This is a genomic window from Gemmatimonas sp. (assembly GCF_021298855.1).
Lineage (GTDB): Bacteria > Gemmatimonadota > Gemmatimonadetes > Gemmatimonadales > Gemmatimonadaceae > Gemmatimonas.
Map to the genome: position 1 here is coordinate 15,341 of NZ_JAJTHI010000038.1, position 19,168 is coordinate 34,508.

17 protein-coding genes are annotated in these 19,168 nt (G+C 69.4%); 10 read left to right on the top strand and 7 right to left on the bottom strand.

Going from position 1 to position 19,168, the window contains the following annotated elements; genetic code table 11:
- Positions 1 to 288: 288 nt before the first annotated feature.
- Positions 289 to 1,059, top strand: coding sequence for a DUF1028 domain-containing protein (locus LW840_RS12050; protein WP_291267093.1), 771 nt, complete (start codon positions 289 to 291; stop codon positions 1,057 to 1,059).
- A gap of 47 nt (positions 1,060 to 1,106) precedes the next feature.
- A complete protein-coding gene (locus LW840_RS12055; RefSeq protein WP_291277053.1) occupies positions 1,107 to 2,183 on the top strand; it encodes a hypothetical protein in 1,077 nt (358 codons plus the stop codon).
- A gap of 127 nt (positions 2,184 to 2,310) precedes the next feature.
- Here the strand turns inward: LW840_RS12055 and LW840_RS12060 are convergent, their stop codons facing one another.
- The gene (locus tag LW840_RS12060; RefSeq protein WP_291277054.1) at positions 2,311 to 5,592 is read right to left on the bottom strand and encodes a hypothetical protein; all 3,282 of its coding nucleotides are present in this window, start codon (positions 5,590 to 5,592) and stop codon (positions 2,311 to 2,313) included.
- Between the two features lie 125 nt (positions 5,593 to 5,717).
- Positions 5,718 to 6,314, bottom strand: a complete 597-nt coding sequence (locus LW840_RS12065) for a hypothetical protein (RefSeq protein ID WP_291268641.1) — start codon at positions 6,312 to 6,314, stop codon at positions 5,718 to 5,720.
- A gap of 195 nt (positions 6,315 to 6,509) precedes the next feature.
- Between LW840_RS12065 and LW840_RS12070 the strand changes: the two genes are divergently transcribed.
- The 6 genes from LW840_RS12070 to trxA all read left to right on the top strand — a co-directional run bounded on the left by LW840_RS12070 (position 6,510) and on the right by trxA (position 14,529).
- The gene (locus tag LW840_RS12070; protein WP_291263784.1) at positions 6,510 to 7,595 is read left to right on the top strand and encodes an alpha/beta fold hydrolase; all 1,086 of its coding nucleotides are present in this window, start codon (positions 6,510 to 6,512) and stop codon (positions 7,593 to 7,595) included.
- Positions 7,596 to 8,111: 516 nt separating this feature from the next.
- On the top strand, positions 8,112 to 9,527 hold the full coding sequence (locus tag LW840_RS12075; protein ID WP_291277055.1) for a TolC family protein: 1,416 nt from the start codon (positions 8,112 to 8,114) through the stop codon (positions 9,525 to 9,527).
- Positions 9,524 to 10,624, top strand: a complete 1,101-nt coding sequence (locus LW840_RS12080) for an efflux RND transporter periplasmic adaptor subunit (RefSeq protein ID WP_291268639.1) — start codon at positions 9,524 to 9,526, stop codon at positions 10,622 to 10,624. Before LW840_RS12075 ends, LW840_RS12080 begins: the two co-directional genes overlap by 4 nt.
- Positions 10,621 to 13,833 carry an efflux RND transporter permease subunit gene (locus LW840_RS12085; protein ID WP_291277056.1) on the top strand — a complete coding sequence of 1,071 codons (3,213 nt, stop codon included), beginning with the start codon at positions 10,621 to 10,623 and terminating at the stop codon, positions 13,831 to 13,833. Before LW840_RS12080 ends, LW840_RS12085 begins: the two co-directional genes overlap by 4 nt.
- Entirely contained in the window at positions 13,833 to 14,048 is a 216-nt protein-coding gene (locus LW840_RS12090; protein WP_291267695.1) for a DUF2892 domain-containing protein, read from the top strand. Before LW840_RS12085 ends, LW840_RS12090 begins: the two co-directional genes overlap by 1 nt.
- A gap of 28 nt (positions 14,049 to 14,076) precedes the next feature.
- The gene (trxA, locus tag LW840_RS12095; protein WP_291277057.1) at positions 14,077 to 14,529 is read left to right on the top strand and encodes a thioredoxin; all 453 of its coding nucleotides are present in this window, start codon (positions 14,077 to 14,079) and stop codon (positions 14,527 to 14,529) included.
- A 15-nt stretch (positions 14,530 to 14,544) separates the two neighbouring features.
- Here trxA and LW840_RS12100 read toward each other — a convergent pair whose 3' ends face one another.
- Entirely contained in the window at positions 14,545 to 14,877 is a 333-nt protein-coding gene (locus LW840_RS12100; RefSeq protein WP_291263618.1) for a metalloregulator ArsR/SmtB family transcription factor, read from the bottom strand.
- Positions 14,878 to 14,989: 112 nt separating this feature from the next.
- Entirely contained in the window at positions 14,990 to 15,421 is a 432-nt protein-coding gene (locus LW840_RS12105) for an OsmC family protein (protein WP_291267693.1), read from the bottom strand.
- Between the two features lie 157 nt (positions 15,422 to 15,578).
- Between LW840_RS12105 and LW840_RS12110 the strand changes: the two genes are divergently transcribed.
- Together LW840_RS12110 and LW840_RS12115 are read left to right on the top strand one after the other, a co-directional pair.
- Positions 15,579 to 16,241: a gluconate 2-dehydrogenase subunit 3 family protein gene (locus tag LW840_RS12110; protein ID WP_291277058.1), complete on the top strand. Its 663-nt coding sequence runs from the start codon at positions 15,579 to 15,581 to the stop codon at positions 16,239 to 16,241.
- Positions 16,238 to 17,854, top strand: a complete 1,617-nt coding sequence (locus LW840_RS12115; protein WP_291277059.1) for a GMC family oxidoreductase — start codon at positions 16,238 to 16,240, stop codon at positions 17,852 to 17,854. Before LW840_RS12110 ends, LW840_RS12115 begins: the two co-directional genes overlap by 4 nt.
- A gap of 234 nt (positions 17,855 to 18,088) precedes the next feature.
- On the opposite strand, the gene LW840_RS12120 is transcribed toward LW840_RS12115, so the two are convergent.
- From LW840_RS12120 to LW840_RS12130, 3 genes are read right to left on the bottom strand one after another with little or no spacing between them, the layout of a single operon-like run.
- Positions 18,089 to 18,346 carry a zf-HC2 domain-containing protein gene (locus tag LW840_RS12120; protein ID WP_291267004.1) on the bottom strand — a complete coding sequence of 86 codons (258 nt, stop codon included), beginning with the start codon at positions 18,344 to 18,346 and terminating at the stop codon, positions 18,089 to 18,091.
- On the bottom strand, positions 18,343 to 18,957 hold the full coding sequence (locus tag LW840_RS12125) for an RNA polymerase sigma factor (RefSeq protein WP_291267005.1): 615 nt from the start codon (positions 18,955 to 18,957) through the stop codon (positions 18,343 to 18,345). Before LW840_RS12125 ends, LW840_RS12120 begins: the two co-directional genes overlap by 4 nt.
- Positions 18,954 to 19,163, bottom strand: a complete 210-nt coding sequence (locus LW840_RS12130) for a DUF2892 domain-containing protein (RefSeq protein ID WP_291267006.1) — start codon at positions 19,161 to 19,163, stop codon at positions 18,954 to 18,956. The genes LW840_RS12125 and LW840_RS12130 overlap by 4 nt, the downstream gene beginning before the upstream one ends.
- Between the last annotated feature and the right edge of the window lie 5 nt (positions 19,164 to 19,168).

Here is a 19,168-nt window from a genome sequence, read left to right on the forward strand (position 1 = left end):
AAAGCGTTGCCACCCAACCACACCGCGCGGCGCAGTCAGGTGGCAACGCGTTACTCCTTACGGGTTCCCGCGCGCAGCGCGCCCCTTACTTCCCCGCGGCGGGGGTGCGCGACGGACCGCTGGCCCGTTCACGGGTGACAATCTTGAGTGGAGCGTGGTGGATGGATGTGACACATACCCACGACCTTCCACAGACGACCCCACACCCTGAATGGGTGTCGCTGTCAGCCGGGCACGCGAGTCTGCCGGCTGGTTGCCCCCCACCTCCCCGCACATTGATTCCCCCGCATGCGTTTCTCCCTTCTCGCCCTTCTCGCCGGCCTCGCCATCGCGCCGGCGCTCCCCGCTCAACAGGCGGACCGGAACTTCTCCACCCTGCCGCCGGCCCCCTGGCCGCCGGTGGCCACCTTCTCCATCCTCGGCTACGACCCGGCCACCGGTGAAGTGGGCGGTGCGGTGCAGAGCCGCGTCTTCTCGGTGGGCAATGGCGTGCTCTGGGGCGAGGCCGACGTGGGGGTGGTGGCTACGCAGGCCATCGTGGATGTGAGCTACGGACCGCAGGCGCTCGCCCTGCTGCGCGGAGGCGCGAAACCGGCCGACGTGGTGAAGCAGGTGTGGGAACGTGATCCCGATCCGCGCCCGGAGAATTGGACCAAGCAGGGGCGCCAGTTCGCCGTGATCGATGCGCGCGGCACCGTGGCCGCCTACACCGGCCCCAAGGCCAGCGAATGGGCCGGTGACAAGCAGGGCGCCTACTGCACCGCGCAGGGCAACATACTGGCCGGCCCCGAGGTGGTGAACGCCATGGTGAAGGCGTTCGAAACCACCGAGGGTCACCTGTCGCTGCGCCTGCTCGCGGCGCTCGAGGCCGGTCAGGCCGCCGGCGGCGACAAGCGCGGCATGCAGAGCGCCGCCATGCTCATCGTGAAGAAGAATGGTGGCGTATGGCTCAACAACGATGTAGTGCTGCGCCTGCAGGTGGACGACAGCGCGGAGCCCATCAAGGAACTGCGGCGCCTGGTGGAGAAGGCCGCGACCATGCGGAGACCGCGGCGATGATGAAGCGGCTCTTCTCCCTGCTCCCTGCGTCCTGCCGACTGCTCCCTGTGCTTGCAGTCTGTAGCGTCACGCACGCCGGCGCCCAATCCACCCAGCCCCTGCCGGCCACGACCAGGACCGAGCACGTGGTGCTGGTCATCACCGACGGCCTGCGCTGGCAGGAGCTGTTCCGCGGTGCCGACAGCACCCTGCTGCGCACGCGCCAGTACGTGAACGACACCACGGCGCTCAAGCGTGACTTCTGGCGTGACACGCCGGAGGCCCGTCGCGAGGCGCTGCTGCCGTTCCTCTGGGGCACGGTCGCCAGGCAGGGGCAGCTCTTCGGTGACAGCGCCTCGGGAAGCGTGGCCCGGATTGGGAACCGCTTCCGCTTTTCGTATCCGGGATACAGTGAGACGTTCACCGGGTTCGTCGATCCGCGTATCGACAGCAACGGGTATCCGCCCAACCCCAATACCACCGTCTTCGAGTGGCTAAACCGCGACTCGGCGTTCAACGGGCGCGTGGTGGCGCACGCCACCTGGAACGCCTTTCGGCGCATCATCAACACCGAGCGCAGCGGCGTGCCGGTGTACGACGGGTGGGATCGCGGCGCGCCGCCACGTGGCGACTCGGTCTCCACGCTGCTGCAGGCGCTCTACCGGACCCACACGCAGCTCTGGCCCGACGTGGCGCTCGACGCGCCCATGCATCAGGCCACGCTCGTGACCATCGCGCGGGGGTTGCCCAAGGTACTCTTCGTGGGCTACGGCGAAACCGACGAGTATGCGCACAGCGGGCGCTACGACATGTACCTGCGCAGTGCGCAGCAGGTGGACCGCTTTCTCGCCGAGCTGTGGGCCACCGTGCAACGGGACCCGCGCACGCGCGACAAGGTCACGCTGCTCGTGACCACCGATCACGGCCGCGGCTGGGGCGCCGAGTGGACCGATCATGGCGAGAAGGTTGACGGCGCGCAGTACATCTGGAGCGCCGTCATGGGTCCCGATACCCCGGCGCTGGGCGTGCGTCGCGACACGCCCACCCACCAGGCGCAGATGGCCGCCACGATCGCCGCGCTGCTCGGTCGCGACTGGCGGAAAGCCGAGCCTCGAGCGGCGGCGGCGTTACCGGTCTTCCGATAGGGAAACGGCGCGTCGAAGACACGGCGCCACAGCGTCACGGAGTCAGCGGTCATTGTGCTGTTCACCTCCGTTCCTCCGTGGCTCCGTGTTTCCGACGAGCAGTTCGCCGACGAGCTGTTCCAGACGGTTACGGCAGCTTCACACCCGCCGCCTTGAGCGACCCTTCGAGCGCCGGAATCCCGTCACGCTTCGCCCTCGCCACCACCGCCTGCTGTACGGCCAACTCCTGGCGCAGCGTGGTCAGCAGCGTGCGCTGCGTCGCCGACACGGGGAAGCTGGCCCCGATCACGCCGTTGAGCGTGCCGAGGCGTCCCGAGAAGGACATGTCGGGGGCACCACTGGAGCCGCGATTCTCGTCTTCCATGTCGTCGGCCGGCGGTGCTGCGGCGCGCGCAGCCAGCTGCGCGGCGCGACCGGCCATCCCTGAGCCGATTTCTCGCGTGAAGGTGGCGAGTGCCTTCTCCACATCGGCCAGCTGCGTGCGCAGCGCCGGCGTGAGCTTGGCGCTGTCGGCGGTCGCGGCCGTCTTTACGGCGTTGAAGGTGCGCACCACGCTGTCGGCGCTGCTCTGCGCCTCGGTGACCTGCCGCTGGAACTTCACCACCTCCAGCCGGAAGGCATCGAGTTGCTGCAGCTGCGCCACCGACATGGTCTGCTCGGGGTCGGGGAGCAGCGTGATGCGACGCGTCAGCACCGTGGGGGCGCCGCTGGCGGGGGTGAGCACGAGGCGCGCCGTGTAGCTGCCCGGCGGCGCGGCGTACGTGCGTGCGCCACCACCAAAGCCACCACCAAAGCCGCCGAAGCCGCCGCCCTGCCCGCGCGCCGGGGCCGACGCGCTGGCAACGCTGCCCGTGAGCGGCGCGCCCACGCGCATGTCCCACACCGGGCGGTAGAGCCCGGGCTTGCTCTCGGCCGGCAGTTCACGAATCACGCGCCCCGAGGCGTCCACGATCTCGAGCGTCGCCCGCGTGCCCTCGGCCACGCCATTCACGAGATAGGCGAGGCGCACGCCATGCTCCGGGTTCTGCCCTTCGAAACCGGTGGAGCCCATGCCCGAAATGCGGCTGGCGTTCGGCTGGAACGCGATCTCGGTCCGGGTGGGGAAGAGATACGCCGACTCCGCGCGCTTCGCCGCGGCGAGATGCTCGAGCGGCGCGAGATCGTCGAGGATGTACACTCCGCGCCCGTGCGTGCCCACCACGAGATCGTTCCACCGCTCCTGAATGGCAAGATCCCACACCGGCACACCGGCAGGCATGCCGCTCTGCAATGGTGTCCACGTGACGCCGCCGTCGACCGTGAAGAAGACGCCGAATTCGGTGCCCACAAACAGCAGGTTGGCGGCGCGGTGATGCTCACGCAGCACCTGCACCGGCCCCAGGGCCGGGAGGTTGCCGGTAATGCTGGTCCAGGTGCGTCCGTAGTCGGTGCTCCGGTACACGTACGGCTTCATGTCGTTGCTGCGATGACCATCGAAGGTGGCGTACACCGTGCCCTCGGCATGCCGCGACAGCTGCACTCCGCTCACGTACGTGGTGTCAGGTACCCCGGCAACACTGGTCACGCGCGTCCACGTGCGCCCGTCGTTCTGCGTCACGGCCACCACGCCGTCGTCGGTGCCCACGGCCAGCACACCGGCGCGCCGCGGCGACTCGCTCATGGCACTGATGTTGCCAAACGCCGCCGTGCCCTCGTGCAGCCCCAGCGCATCGCGGGGCGGCACCGTGCCGCGCATGGGGAGCTGGTTGCGATTGATGTTGCGGGTGAGATCGGCGCTGATGGTGGTCCACGAGTCACCACGATCGGTGCTCTTGAAGACGTGATTGGCGGCGAAGTAGACCGTGCCTCCCGTGTGCCGCGACGGCACAATGGGCGCGCTCCAGTTGTAGCGGTGCCGCTCGCCCTCGCGCTGCGGCGGCTTGATCCCCTTGGTCTGCCCCGTCCGGGCGTGATAGCGCACGATGCCGCCGTTCTGCGATTCCGCATACACGACCGTGGGATCGAACACGTCGGTCACGTTGAAGAAGCCGTCGCCGCCCGCCATGCGCACCCAGTCGGCGTTGGTGGGGCCGAAGCCGTTGCGGGTGCGATTGGGGCCGCCCCACGTCTGGTTGTCCTGCAGCCCGCCGTACACGTGGTAGAAGGGCCACTGGTCGTCCACGCTGAGCGCGTAGAACTGCGCGCCCACGATGTTCTCCACGTTGTACCAGCTCTTGCCGCGATCGTAGGTGATGTCCACGCCGCCGTCGTTCCCCATGACGTGATGATCGGGGTCCTCAGGGTTGATCCAGAGCGCGTGATGATCGCTGTGCACGCCACCGCCCGCCGCGTACGGACGCCAGGTCTTGCCGCCGTCGTACGATTCGGTGCTGCCCACATTGAGGCGCACCACATGTTCGGCGTCGGTGGGGTCACAACGCACCTGCGAGTAGTACCAGGGGGTGCCGTTGCTGCGGTCGGTCTGACGCCAGGTGGCGCCGGCGTCGTCGCTGCGATAGAGGCCGTTGGCGGTGCCCTTCGCGTGCACGCTCGCGTACAGCGTGTTCGGCCGCGAACGGCACACCGCGAGGCCAATGCGCCCCGCGTCCCCCTCGGGGAGCCCCTTGGTGAGGCGCGTCCACGTCTTGCCGGCGTCGGTGGTCTTCCAGATGCCGCTTTCGGGGCCGCTGGGCAGGAAGCCGTAGGCGCGCCGCTCCCGCTGGTACGACGCCGCATACAGCACGTCGGGATTGGCGGGATCCATGATCACCTCGGTGAACCCCGTGTGTTCGGAGAGCGCCTTGGTGTTGGTCCACGTTCTGCCGCCGTCGATCGTCTTGAAGAGGCCGCGTTCGCCCCCCGGTCCCCACAGCGGCCCCATGGCCGCCACGTACACCACATCGGGGTCGCGCGGATCGATCACGATGCGGCCAATGTGCTGCGAGTTGGGCAGCATGGGCTTCGACCACGATTTGCCGCCATCGGTGCTCTTGAACACGCCGATGCCCCATGAGGAGCTGCGCATGTTGTTCGCCTCCCCGCTCCCCACCCACACGACGTCACCGTTGGAGGGGGCCACCGCCACCGCCCCGATGCTCCCCACCCCGATGGAGTCGGAGACGGGGGTCCAGGTGAGGCCGGCGTTGGTGCTCTTCCAGAGGCCACCCGTCGCCACCGCCACGTACATCGTGGTGCCCAGCCGGCCACCGCGCACGGCGCGCGGCGCCTCGACCACGGCGATGTCGGTGATGCGCCCACTCATGGAGGCAGGGCCGATGTTGCGGAAGCGCAGCGCGCGCACGAGTGGCGCGTCGCCGGTGGTGACGCCGGATGCGGTCTGCGCGACCAGCAAGGAAGGGGCCAGCAACAGACCGGCGGTGGCCAGCGCGAACGCACGGCCGCGGCCGGCGCGCGAGAGGGAGTGAGGCATGGCGGGAGGGCACAGGAGATGCCCGATCCACCGCGGACCGGGCCACCCCAAGTTTACGCGGCGGACCGGACCGCCGCTGTCGTGCCCGTGCGCGCCGCGTTGGCAAGACGCGTTGGCGAGACGCGTCAGCGATGCCCGTGGTCGGCCATCGCCTCGCCGCGCGCCAGCATGAGGTGATGCATCGTGTGATGATCGCCGCTCGCCAGCAGCCCAATGAAACCCAGGCCGCGGATGCGCAGCGCACCCGACGTGGCGTCACCGCTGCGCGCCGTGACCACCAGCCGCACGCCATCGGGAAGCTCGGTGCGCGCCATGCGTGGGCCACCCATCATCTCCACCATGGCCGCATGCGACGCCGTCATCCGCTTGATGGCGGCAATCGTTTCGCCCGTGCCGCGCACGGTGAACACCGCCCCCCCGGCCACCGGGGCCGACGTCACGCGGCTCTGCAGCGTGACAAGGTCCATGTCACGCAGATGCAGCCGCAGCCGCTCGAGATTCACCTTCGACCAGTCGGTGGTCGGGTCGGCCTCCAGCAGTCGCACGATTTCGGCGATGGCGGCAAAGGCTGCCTGCCCCCCTTCGGTGGGAAGGGCGCGGTCGGCGGCGCCTTGCGTGTGCGCCAGCGCCTGGGCGGCGAGTGGCGTGGGCGCAGCCAGCAGCGCGGCAAGCGACAGCACACCCGCCGAGACGGCGGCGACGAAGGCAGAGGTGGGGCGCATGGCAGTTAGGGAAGCAAGGCAACGGTGAGTCGTGCAGACCCCGGAATCTGCCCAGTCACGCCCCCTGCCACGAGTGGGGGAGGCGCAGGCCGCTCACCGCCAGCGAACAGCGGGCCACGGGCGTAACCCGGATAGCCCGTGCACGGCCCCCACGCGCCGCAGCACGCATCGCCTCACCCCGATCCATTGCTGCCGATGCCCAGTCTCCGCTCCTGGCTCTCCGCCTCGCTGCTCTGCGCCGCCACCGCCCTGCCGCTGCGCGCGCAGGAGGACGCGCCATCGTCCCGGCGTCAGGTCGTCCCCATGGATTCGGCCCGCGCACAGCTGCTGTATGTGAGCAATCGCCCCGATGATCACCCCGTGGCCGACTACGAGCGGGCCATGAAGAGCAAGGCGGCCACCGACAGCATCTTCGCGGCCCGCGCGATGGGCGTGCTCAAGTTCTCCATGGTGACCTACAAGAGTCAGGCGGGGGGCATGACGATCCCCGCCTACCTGTTCGAGCCGCTCACCCCCAAAGGCCCCCGGCAACATGCGGCGCTGGTGTGGGTGCACGGCGGCGTGCACGGCAACATGGACCAGAACTACTGGCCCTTCATCCGGGAGGCGGTGGAGCGCGGCTACGCCATCATCACCCCCGATTACCGTGGCAGCACCGGCTTTGGCAAGGAGCACCACAACGCCATCGACTACGGCGGCATGGAAGTGGACGATGTGGAGTCGGCGGCCGATGTGCTCAAGGCGCTCCCGTATGTGAACCCCGATCGCCTCGGGGTCATGGGGTGGAGCCACGGCGGCTACATCACGTCGCTGCTGCTCACGCGTGAGGCGCAGGGCTCGCCCTTCAAGGCAGGCGCGGCCATCGTGCCCGTCACCAACCTGCTCTTCCGGCTGTCCTTCAAGGGCCCGTCGTACCAGCGCTCCTTCGCCACCCAGGCGGGTCTCAAGGGGCTGCCCTTCGAAAACCGGGCCGAGTACATCCGCCGGTCGCCGTACTACTGGGTGGACAGCCTCAAGTTCCCGCTGCTGGTGCATGTGGCCACGAACGACGAAGACGTGAACTTCGAGGAGGCGCGCCCGCTCGTGGACGCCCTGCAGGCGCGGCAGCCCACGCTGGCCGAAACGAAGGTGTACGTGAACCCGACCCCCGGCCCGTCGAGCGTGGGGCACACCTTCAGCCGCCGCGTAAACAGGCAGACGCTGGAGCGGGAGGACTCGCCGGAGCAGATCGACTCGTGGAACCGGGTCTGGGCGTTCTTCGAGCGGACACTGGGGAAGTAGAGCGCGGAGGCGGTCCGCAGGACTGGTCGCAGGGAGCGGGGGTGAGGGGGTACGGCATACACCCACGACGCTCAACCCACGACGTCGAACCCTGAACGGGAATCACCGTCAGCGGCCCACAGCCAAGCGGCGGCTGGTGCGGGGGGTGGATGCTCTGACCCCAGCTCTGACCCCAGTGACCCCAGCTCTGACCCCAGCTCTGACCCCAGCTCTGACCCCAGCTCTGACCCCAGCTCTGACCCCAGCTCTGACCCCAGCTCTGACCCCAGCTCTGCAGTGTCGGGTGTCGTGGGTGAAGCGTGAGGGGTGGTACCGCACACACCCACGGCGCTCAACCCACGACTCCGAACCCTGAACGGGAGTCGCCGTCAGCGGCCCAGGGGGCGAGTGGCAGGGGGCGGGTGGCAGGGGGCAGGAAGCCGTCGCCCCTGCCTCCCGCTCCCCGCTCCCTGCATCCTTCCCGGCCAGCGTCGGGGACTTGTGTTCTATTGTATACACATTTAGTAATATATATATATGCGAACCACACCCTATTCCCTGGTCGCCGCCGCAACGCTCGCCCTCCCCGGGCTGCTCGCGGCGCAGTCGCCCCTCCGCCTCGCCGACGCGCTGGCGGAAGCCGACCGCCGGGCCTTTGCCAACCGGCAGGCCACGGCCAATGCCGCCAACAGCCGCGCCCAGGCGGCGCTGCCCCTCAAGGGCATCCTCCCCTCGGCACGTGTAGAAGGCGGATTCGTCCGCACCACCGACCCCATCGGCGCCTTCGGCACCACGCTGCGCCAGCGTGCCGTGACGCCGGCGGCCTTCGACCCGGCCCGGCTCAATGACCCGGCGCCGGTGAACAACATGACCGGCGGCCTCGTGCTCGAGGTGCCGGTCTTCAACGCCGACGCCCTCACCGGCTGGCGCGCCGCCCGGTCGGCCGCCGACGCCCACGACGCCATGGCCGACTGGACCGCGGTGAACACCCGCGCGATGGTCGTGAAGGCGTACTACGGCGCCGTCCTGGCCGAAGAGAAGGTGGCCATGCTCACCCAGGCCAAACGCGCCGCCGAGTCGGCCGTGAAGCAGGTGGAAAGCATGGTGCGCCAGGGACTCGTGACCAAGGCCGACCAGCTGCAGGCCAGCGTGCGCGCCGGCGATATCGAATCGCAGCTGCTGGCCGCCCGCAACGACGCCATCACGGCCCGCCAGCAGCTGGCCATGCTGCTGGGGCGCACCGACACGGCCCTGGTGGCGTTGCCAACATCGCTCCCCGGTGACTCCGTGGTGCGGGCCTTCGCGCGCAGCACACCCATGGGCAGCGGCGAACGGACAGCCGCGCTCACCCGCGACGACGTACGCGCCGCCCAACTCGGCGCCCGCGCCGCCGCCGCCGATCGCCAGCGCGCCACGGCCACGCTGCTGCCGCGGGTCAACGGCTTCGCGCGCTACGACTACAACTCGCCCACCACCCTCTATGGCGGCCGGCCCAACTGGACGGTGGGGGTCATGGGATCGTGGTCGCTCTTCGGTGGGGCCAGTGAACTGGCCGATGTGGCCGGTGCGTCGGCGCGCGCCCGCAGCGCCCGCGCCGGAGAGGAAGCGGCGCAGGTGAACGCGCGGGTGGAAACCGAAGCGGCCGCGCGTGGCGTGACCCTCGCCCTGCAGCGGCTCGACCTGGCCACCATGGCCGCCGCGCAGAGCCGCGAAGCACACCGCTTGGTGGAGAAGCGCTACGGCGGTGGCCTGGCCACCGTGGCTGAACTGCTGGGCGCCGAAACGGCCGCCACCGGGGCCGCGCTCGCCGAGGCCGCCGCCCGCTACACGTTCATTGACGCGCTGGCCCAACATCGCCGCGCCATTGGCGCCGACCCCGGCGCCCTCGCGCAGCTCGATGGCCGCCACGCCGCTTCCACGAATGATGTCCGCAACGAGGACCCGACTCCATGACCACGACGATGACCACGATCCTTTCGCGCCGCTCGTCGGCGCTGCTGCTGACCGGACTCTCCCTGGGCGCGCTGGTGTTGGGGGCGTGTGGCGGATCGGACAAGACCAGTGACAGCGCCAACGGCACGAGCACCCCGGCCACCACGCCGCGCCTCGAGGGCACCACGCTCACGCTGGCCGACACCACCATCACCACGACCTTCGAGGCCAGCGGGGTGGCTGAGCCCATGCAACAGGCCATGGTGAGCACGAAGCTCATGGGCACGGTGACGGCGGTCCGGGTGCACGAGGGCGATGCGGTGCGCGCCGGTCAGGTGCTGGTGGAGGTCGACGCCCGTGATCTCACGGCCAAGGCCGCGCAGGTCTCGGCCGGCATCGCCGACGCCGAAGCCATGCAGAAGGAGGCTTCTGCGCATGCGGCACGCTTCACGGCGCTCTACAACGACAGCGCGGCCACCAGGGCGCAGTACGATGCCGCCATGACCGGGCTGGCCCGCGCCGACGCGGGGCTGCGCGCCGCCAGGGCCGGCGCCGGGGAACTCGATGCCGTGCGCAGCTACGCCACGGTGCGCGCGCCGTTCAGTGGCATCGTGACCATGCGGCACGCCGATCCGGGCACCTTCGCCGCACCGGGCATGCCGCTCGTCACCGTGCAGGATGCCTCGAGCCTGCGGCTCAGCGTGTCGGCTCCCACGGAAGCGGTGCGTGGCCTCACGCGCGGAGCCCGGCTCACCGCGACCATCGATGGCCAGCCGGTGACGGCCACGGTGGAAGGGGTGGTACCCGCCAACGCGGGCAATCTGTTCACGGTGAACGCCGTGGTGGCCAACCGCACCGGCACCCTGCGCGCCGGCAGCGCGGCCACGGTGGCCCTGCCCACCGGCACCACGAGCGGACTGGTGGTACCGGTAGCGGCGCTCGTTCGTGACGGCGATCTGGTGGGGGTGATCGTGCGCGCCAACGGCGTGGACGACCGCCGTTGGGTGCGCGTGGGCACCATCACCACCACGCACGCCGAGATCACCGGCGGGCTCAAGGCGGGTGAAGTCATCGTGATTCCGGCGGCAAACAAGGCGTCGAACAAGGCGGGCGCATGAGCAGCCTCAAGTCCTGGGGCATCTCGGGACGCGTTGCCAAGGCGTTCCTCAACAGCAAGCTCACGCCGCTGGTGACGTTCGCGTCGCTGGCCGTGGGAGTGCTGGGGCTCATGGCCACGCCCCGCGAAGAAGAGCCGCAGATTTCGGTGCCCATGATCGACGTGATTGCGGCCATGCCGGGCGCCTCCCCCGCCGAGGCGGAGAATCTGCTCGCGCGTCCCATCGAGCAGCGCATGATGGAGCTCCCCGGTGTGGACCATGTGTACACCATGTCGGGCGACGGCTACAGCATGGTCACGGTTCGCTTCAAGGTGGGCGAAGACCAGGAGCGCAGCGTGACGCGCGTGCAGGCCAAGCTGGCCGGTGCCATGGACAAGGCCCCGCCGGGGGCGCTGCCGCCCATCGTGAAGGCGCACAGCATTGACGATGTCCCGGTGCTGGCCCTCACGCTGCACGGCGCCAACAGCGACGCCAACACGCTGCGGCAGATTGCCGTGCATCTCGAGGACGAGATCCGCACGGTGCCCGAAGTGGCGGAAACGTTCGTCACCGGTGGCGCCCCGAAGCAGATCAAGGTGGCGCTCGATGCCGCGCGACTGGCGGCGAGCGGCGTGACGCCGGGCGAAGTGGCCATGGCGCTCCGCCAGGCCAACGCCCGTCTCGATGCCGGCGAACTCACCGCGCGCGACAGCGTGGTGCAGATCGCGGTGGGCGCGCCGCTCACCAACGCCCGCGAAGTGGGGAGCATCGTGGTGAGCAACCGTCGGGGCTCGCCGGTCTACCTGCGGGCGGTGGCCGATGTACGCGACGACTTCGGCGACCGCACGAACTACGTGTCACACCGCACCGGAACCGGCGCCTCCGAAGCGGCCGTCACCATTGCCGTGGCCAAGCGCAAGGGTGCCAACGCCACCGACGTGACGCACGCGGTGCTGGCGCGCGTGGAGCAGGCGAAAGGGCGCCTGGTACCGGCCAGCGTGCAGCTCGACGTGACGCGCGACTACGGCGAAACCGCCGGCGAGAAGGCGGAGGAGCTCATTCTCCACCTCATCATCGCCACCGTGTCGGTCACGCTGCTCATCTGGCTGTTCCTGGGTTGGCGCGAGGCGCTGGTGGTGCTGGTGGCGGTACCCGTCACGCTGGCGCTCACGCTCTTCGTGTACTATGCGCTGGGCTACACGCTCAACCGCATCACGCTCTTCGCGCTCATCTTCTCGATCGGCATTCTCGTGGATGACGCCATCGTGGTGGTGGAGAACATCTACCGCCATCTGCAGATGGGGAACCGGCCGGCGGACATCGCCAGCATCGACGCGGTGGACGAGGTGGGCAACCCCACCATCCTGGCCACCTTCACGGTGATCGCGGCCATCGTCCCCATGGCGTTCGTGAGCGGGCTCATGGGCCCCTACATGCGTCCCATTCCGGTGGGCGCGAGCGTGGCCATGCTGGCGTCGCTGGCGGTGGCGTTCATCGTCACGCCGTATCTGGCCTACCGGCTGCTCAAGGGGCATGTGGTGGCGGGCCATGGCTCCATCCAGCACCCGCCCGAAGAGGGGAGCAAGACCGACAAGCTGTACCACCGCCTCATGACGCCGCTCATCGAGAACAAGGGCACGCGCTACGCCTTCTACGGCGTGGTGGTGGCGCTGCTCGTGGGCAGCATGGGGCTGGTGGGGATCAAGGCGGTGCAGGTGAAAATGCTCCCCTTCGACAACAAGAGCGAATTCCAGGTGGTGCTCGACTTCCCCGAGGGCACGTCGCTGGAAACCTCCAACCGGGCCGCCTCGGAGATTGCCGCGTATCTCGGCACGGTGCCGGAAGTGGTGAGCACGCAGGTGTACGCCGGCACGGCGGCGCCCTTCAACTTCAACGGGCTCGTGCGCCACTACTTCATGCGCAGCGGCGCCAACGTGGCCGACGTGCAGGTGAACCTCAAGGGCAAGAGCGAGCGCGACCGCCAGAGCCACGAGATCGCGGTGGCGGTGCGTCCCGCCGTGGACAGCATTGCCAAGGGCTATGGTGCGTCGGCCAAGGTGGCGGAGATTCCGCCGGGCCCGCCGGTGCTCTCCACGCTCGTGGCCGAGGTGTACGCGGCCGATGACGCGTCGCGCCTGGAAGCGGCGAAGGCGGTGAAGCAGGTGTTCGAAAGCACGCCCGGCGTGGTGGACGTGGACTGGACGGTGGAGGCGCCGCAGCAGAAGCGCACCTTCCGCGTGGACCGCATGCGCGCCGCCGAGGTGGGCGCCAGCGTGGAACAGATCACGCAGACGCTGTACCTGGCGCTGAGCGGGGCGCCAGCCGGGCTGGCGAGCGCGCCCACCGCCAAGGAAGCGGTGGCCATCGTGCCGCGGCTGCCGGTGGCACAGCGCTCGAGCGTGGACGCCCTGCTGGCGCTCCCCATGGCCACCATGCAGGGGCCGCAACCGCTGGGCCGCTTCGTCACGGTGGTGGAGGGCACGCGGGAAGGGTCGCGTATTCGCAAGGACCTGCGCCCGGCCATCTACGTGACCGGCGATGTGGCGCGCGAAATCGAAAGCCCGGTGTACGCCATCCTCGACATGAACCGCAAGATCGAGGCAATCCAGGTGAACGGCGCGGGCGTGGGCATCTACAACGCCGTGCCGCCGGAGTCGCTCAGCGAAACCGCCATCAAGTGGGACGGCGAGTGGCAGGTGACCATCGAAGTGTTCCGCGACCTCGGCATCGCCTTCGCCATCGTGCTCGTGCTCATCTATGTGCTGGTGGTGGGGTGGTTCCAGAGCTTCACCATCCCGCTGGTGATCATGGCGCCCATTCCCCTCACGCTCATCGGCATCCTGCCGGGGCATGCCATTGGCGGCGCCTTCTTCACCGCCACGAGCATGATCGGCATGATCGCGCTGGCCGGTATCATCGTGCGCAACTCCATTCTGCTGGTGGACTTCATCCAATTGGAGGAGGCGCGCGGCCGGGCGCTGGTGGATGCCGTGCTGGAGGCCGGAGCCGTGCGCTTCCGCCCCATTGCCCTCACCGCGGCGGCGGTGGTGGTGGGCGGGCTGGTCATGGTGCTCGACCCGATCTTCCAGGGGCTGGCCGTGGCGCTCATGAGCGGCGCCGTGGTGGCCACGCTGCTCACCATGGTGGTGGTGCCCCTGCTCTACTGGGAGCTGCGCAAGAACGCGCCGCCCCTGGCCGATTCCCCACTTCACACGGAGACCGTGGACTGATGTGCAACGACAACGTCATTCGCCGCTTCGCCGGCGTGTTCATCCTGCTCTCGGTGCTGCTGGGCTTCACCGTGTCGCAGAATTGGTTCTTCTTCACGGCGTTCGTGGGCTTCAACCTGCTGCAGTCCAGCTTCACCAGCTTCTGCCCGCTCGAGAAAATCCTCGCGCGGCTGGGCTTGTTCGGATGCCGCGCACCGGCGCAATCTTCACGGTGACCTCAATTCCCGGACGTTCGGAGTTTCCATGAGCAGCACCGACACGCCCACACGGCACGCCATCGTGCCGTGTGGTTCCTGCGGCAAGTTGAATCGGGTGCAGATGCATAGCGCCAGCGGTGCGCCGGTGTGCGGGACCTGCCGCCGTGCCCTGGTGGTGGACGCCCCCATTACCCTCACCGACGCCACCTTCGACACGGTGATGGCCAAGAGCACCGTGCCGGTGCTGGTGGACTTCTACGCCGACTGGTGCGGCCCCTGCAAGGCCATGGCGCCGGTCTTCGCCGACTTTGCGCGTCGGCAGAAGGGCCGCGTGCTGGTGGCCAAGGTGAACACGGATGAGAACCCGGGCGTCTCCATGCGCTTCGGCATTCGCAGCATCCCCACGCTCACGCTCATGCACGGCGGTCGCGAAGTCAGTCGCCAGGTTGGTGCCGTGCCCATGGCCGTGCTCGAGCAGATGGTAAGCGGCATCGGGTGACCCCCGCCTGCCCCGTCAGCGCCCGGCAATGACCTTGCGGCGCTCAGTGAGTTCGGTCTCGAGCCGGCCGCAAACGAGTTCGCACAGCTTGAGGACGTCCTTGTCGGCCAGTTCGTAGCGCACGTACACGCCGTCGCGCTCGCGGGCCACGAGGCCGTTGGCAAACAGCTGCGACAGATGCCGCGACACGTTCGCCTGCCCCATGCCGGTGGCCTCGACCAGCTCGTTCACCGTGCGCGGCCCGCCGCGCAGCTCCTGCAACAGGCTCAGGCGGGCGCGGTCGCTGAGCGCCTTGAAGCGCTCGGCCACCATCTCCAGCAACTCCGGCCCCATGCGCTTGGCTGCCATGTCACGCCCTCCGGTGGCGGTGCACTGATACAAACATACGTAACAATGAATATATAGCCCAACGAACGGGCGCGCTACCCGCCTGCCGGCAGCGCGCCCGCCCTACCGTCACTCAGCCCAGCGTGGCCGTGAGCGTGATCTCGGCGTTCAGCACCTTCGACACGGGGCACCCCACCTTGGCGGCGTTGGCCAGCTCCTGGAACTGCTCGGCCGAAATGCCCGGCACCTTCGCGTCGAGCGTCAGGTGCACCTTCGTGATCGCAAAGCCGCCATCCTTCTGCTCCAGCGTCACCGCCGCCGTCGTCGCCAGCGATTCCGGCGTGAAGCCGGCACGGGTGAGCTGGCCCGACAGCGCCATCGAAAAGCACCCCGCGTGCGCCGCCCCGATCAGCTCCTCGGGGTTGGTGCCGTTACGGCCGCTCTCGTCCTCGAAGCGCAGCTTGAACGAATACGGGGTGGCGCTGAGCACGCCGCTCGGCGTGGTGATGGTGCCGTTGCCGTCCTTGATGGTGCCGTGCCAGACGGCCGAGCCAGTGCGGATCATGGAGATGCCCCGTGAAGGTGTCAGTGCGAGTGGTGTGATGGGCGCCAACCAGCCCGGCGAACCGTGCCGGCGACGCTGAGGAACGCTCGCCCGTTGACGCGCAAGGATCAAGCGCCACGGCTTGCGACATGGCCCGCCGCGCCGTCATTTCCGCCGCATGCGATCAGACGACGCCACACCGCCCGCGCCGGCGCGCCGGCACTTTCTCAAGACGGCCGGCGTACTGGCCGTGGGCACCGCCGCCGTGGGCAGCAGCGCCTGCGATGTGAAGGAACCCGCCACGGTGGACGAGCAGCCCGCCTCGCGCCGAGTGGGCTTCGACCGCGTGCTGCTCGACGCGCTGGCCAGTACCGTGCTGCCGGCCGCGCTGGGCGAGGCGGGAGTGCGCGCGGCCACCGACCGTTTCGTGGCGTGGGCCGATGGGTACGATCCGGTGGCGGAAGAGATGCACGGCTACGGCTACGCCGACGTGCGCTACCTGCCCGCAGACCCGGTGCCGGCCTGGCGCGCCCAGCTCGACGCGCTCGACATGCTGGCGCGCAAGTCGCAACGGGTGCCCTTTGTCCGCGCCACACCAGGCCAGCGCACCGCCGTGGTGGAGGCTGCGCTGCGCGCCGAGGGTGGTGAACGGCTGCCGGCGCCGCTGGCGGCACGGCATGTGGCGCTCGCCCTGCTGGCGCACTGGAGCGCCTCACCGGAGGCGTGGAACCTTGCGCTGGGGGCCCAGGTCTCGCCGCTGACCTGCCGCAAGCTCGACGACGCCGTGCGGGCGCCGCTGCCGTTGGCCCCCACCGCCACGCCGGCGGGGGGCACGACATGATCGTGCAGGACAGCAGCACGGCGGTACACGAGACGGACATCTGCATCATCGGCAGCGGCATCACCGCCGCCATGATGGCGGCGCACCTGGCCGAACGTTCATCGCGCCGCATTCTGGTGGTGGAGGCCGGCGCGCACACCACCCCGTTCGCGCAGCGCACCGCCGCGCGCGAGCGCTACCTCGCGTACGGCGAAAGCCCGTGGAAGTCGGACCACCTCGACGATCAGAACGCCTTCGGCACCACGTGGGGCTACTCGCCCAGCATGCACGTGGGCGGCCTGGCGATGCACTGGGGCGGCGTCTCACCGCGCTATTCGCCCGAAGACTTTCGTGTGAAGTCGCTGTACGGCCTGGGTGACGACTGGCCCTTCAGCTACGACGACCTCGATCCGTTCTATCAGGAAGCCGAGGAGCGCATGGGCGTGGCGGGAGAACAGGGGCCGCCCGCACTCGATCCCCGCGGCAAGCCGTACCCGCTGCCGCCGCTGCCGGTGAACCACAACCTCGCGCAGCTGCAGCAATGGGCGGGCAACGCGGGCATTGCCGCGTGGAGCACGCCCAGCGCCAAGAACAGCACGCCGTTCGCGGGACGCGCGCAGTGCCAGCGGTGCGACAGCTGCTACCCCGTGTGCCCCACCGGCGCCAAGTATTCTCCCGACTTCACGTGGGAGGCGCTGGTGCGTGAGCGCAAGGTCACGCTGCTCACCGAAACCCTCGTGCGCCGCCTCGAGGCCGACGCGCGCACCGGCCGCATCACGCACGCCACGGGCAACCGCACCGACCGCAGCGGCGCGCCGGTGGAGATTCGCGCCACCACTTTCGTGCTGGCCGCGGGCTTCGTGTGGTCGCCGCATCTGCTGCTGCTCTCCCGCAGCAGCGCGTTCCCCGAGGGACTCGCCAACCGCAGCGGCCTCGTGGGGCGCTATCTGGCGGGACATCGCAACGTGAATGCGTACCTGCGGCTGCCGCTCGAGCTGCTGCCGGGGATCAACGCGCAGCACTCGCTGGTGAGCAAGCAGTTCATGCGCCCCGGCCGCCAGTCGCGCTACCTGCGGCACGACCTGCGCATCTGGGAGTCGAGCGTGGGGCGCGAACCGCGGCTGCGTGGCGACGACGGTGCCCTGCTGCTGGGCGATGCCATGCTGCAGGACTGGCAGCGGCGCGCCAAGGGCGCCACGGCGCGCGTGCGTGGCTACTACGACGTGCTCCCCGATCGCGACAGTCGCCTCACGCTGCACGACACGCAGCGCAACCGCTTTGGTGACCCCATGCCCACCGTGGCCTTCCGCGATGCCCCCGAAAGCGCGGCGCTTCGCGAGTGGCAGGAGGAGCAGCTGCGCGAGCTGTTCCGGCGCATGGCCCGCGCGGGGAACGGCGAGATCCTGCGCATGGAGAACAGCGCCAACGACCTGGGGCAGGAGCATCCCACGGGCGGCTGCCGCATGGGAACCGACCCCGCCAGCAGCGTGGTGAACGCCGAGGGGCGCGCGCACGACCACGAGAACCTGTGGGTGGCGGGCGCGCCCACGCAGCCCACCGCGGGATGCTGCAACGGCACGCTCACGTTCGCGGCCGTGGGACTGCGAACGGCCGCGGCCATCGCGGCGGGCTGAACGGAGAGCGGTGAGATGCGAGTGATCGAGTTGCGTGTTCAGTGGGGCGAGGGAGAGTTGAGCTTGGATAGCGGTGAAGCTGAGTGGCCAAGCAGCGAGAGTTGAGTCCTCGACTCTCACCGCGAGAACACTCAGCTTCACTGCTATCCGGGCTCATGCTCAGCGTCTCCCGCCTCCCGTCTCCCGTCTCCCGCCTCCCGCTCAACTCTGAGACTCGACGCGGTCGTCTCGCGGCTATCTTCCCGCTCGAATGCGGGCGAGGACTGCGGGGCCCTGGTCTCTCGTCTCCTCGGGCATCGCGCGGCGCAGCGCGGTGAGCGTGCGCGCTATGTGTCCGCCGAAGCGCGCGCAGTTGCTGCATGCGGCCAGGTGCCCCTGCAGTTCGGCCACTCGCGGGGCGCCGAGTGCGCCATCGAGAAAGTCCGACAGGTCGGCCAGCACGTCGCGACAGCGGACACCCGCCACGATCGTATCGAGTCCGTGATCGTTCATGGTGCGCTACCGGTGTGAGTGGAGTCGCGAGGCGCTGCGGGGGGTGCCGCGATATGCTCGAGCGAGCGCACGACGGCGGCGAGATGGATGCGGGCGCGATGCAGGCGGCTCTTCATGGCCGCCACACTGACCTGGAGAATCGCCGCCGTTTCGTCGCCGGAGAAACCGTCGAGCTCGCGGAGCGTGAGCACCTCACGCTCTTCCTGCGGCAGGCGCGCGAGGGCCACCTGCAGCAGTTCGTGCAGCGCGCGGTCATCGGCGTCGGCCGTCGCCTCCGGCAGACTCCCCCACCCCGCCTGTTCGGCGAGCTGCTCGATGCTTTCCAGCTGCGCCGGCTCGTCGACACGACGCCGCTGCTGGTGATGCACGGCGTGGCGGGCAATGGTGTAGAGCCACCCGCGCGCCCCGCCGTCGTGCCCGGTGCCCCGGAAGTGCCCGGCACTGCGCCACACCGCAATGAAGGTGTCCTGCACGGCGTCGTCCACGTCGGCCGACCCGGTGAAGGTGCGCAGGTAGCGCGCCACGGGGGCCTGGTGCCTTCGCATGAACGTCTCGAAGGCACCCGTGTCACCCGCCGCGGATGCGGCCAGCAGCACCGCATCGCTGATCACGAGGGCTGGCGCACCTTGCAGGTGGAGAAGCCCAGGATCGTGTAGAGCGGGCAGCTGCTCAACGTGGCGGTGAGCAGCGGGATGATGCCAAGGAATCCCCACGCCGCCTTCGGGCCGGTGAACGCCATGGACAGCAGGGCAATGCCGAGGGCGAAGCGCAGCGCCCGATCGATCGTACCGACGTTCTTCTTGAGCAGGGCCGACATGGACG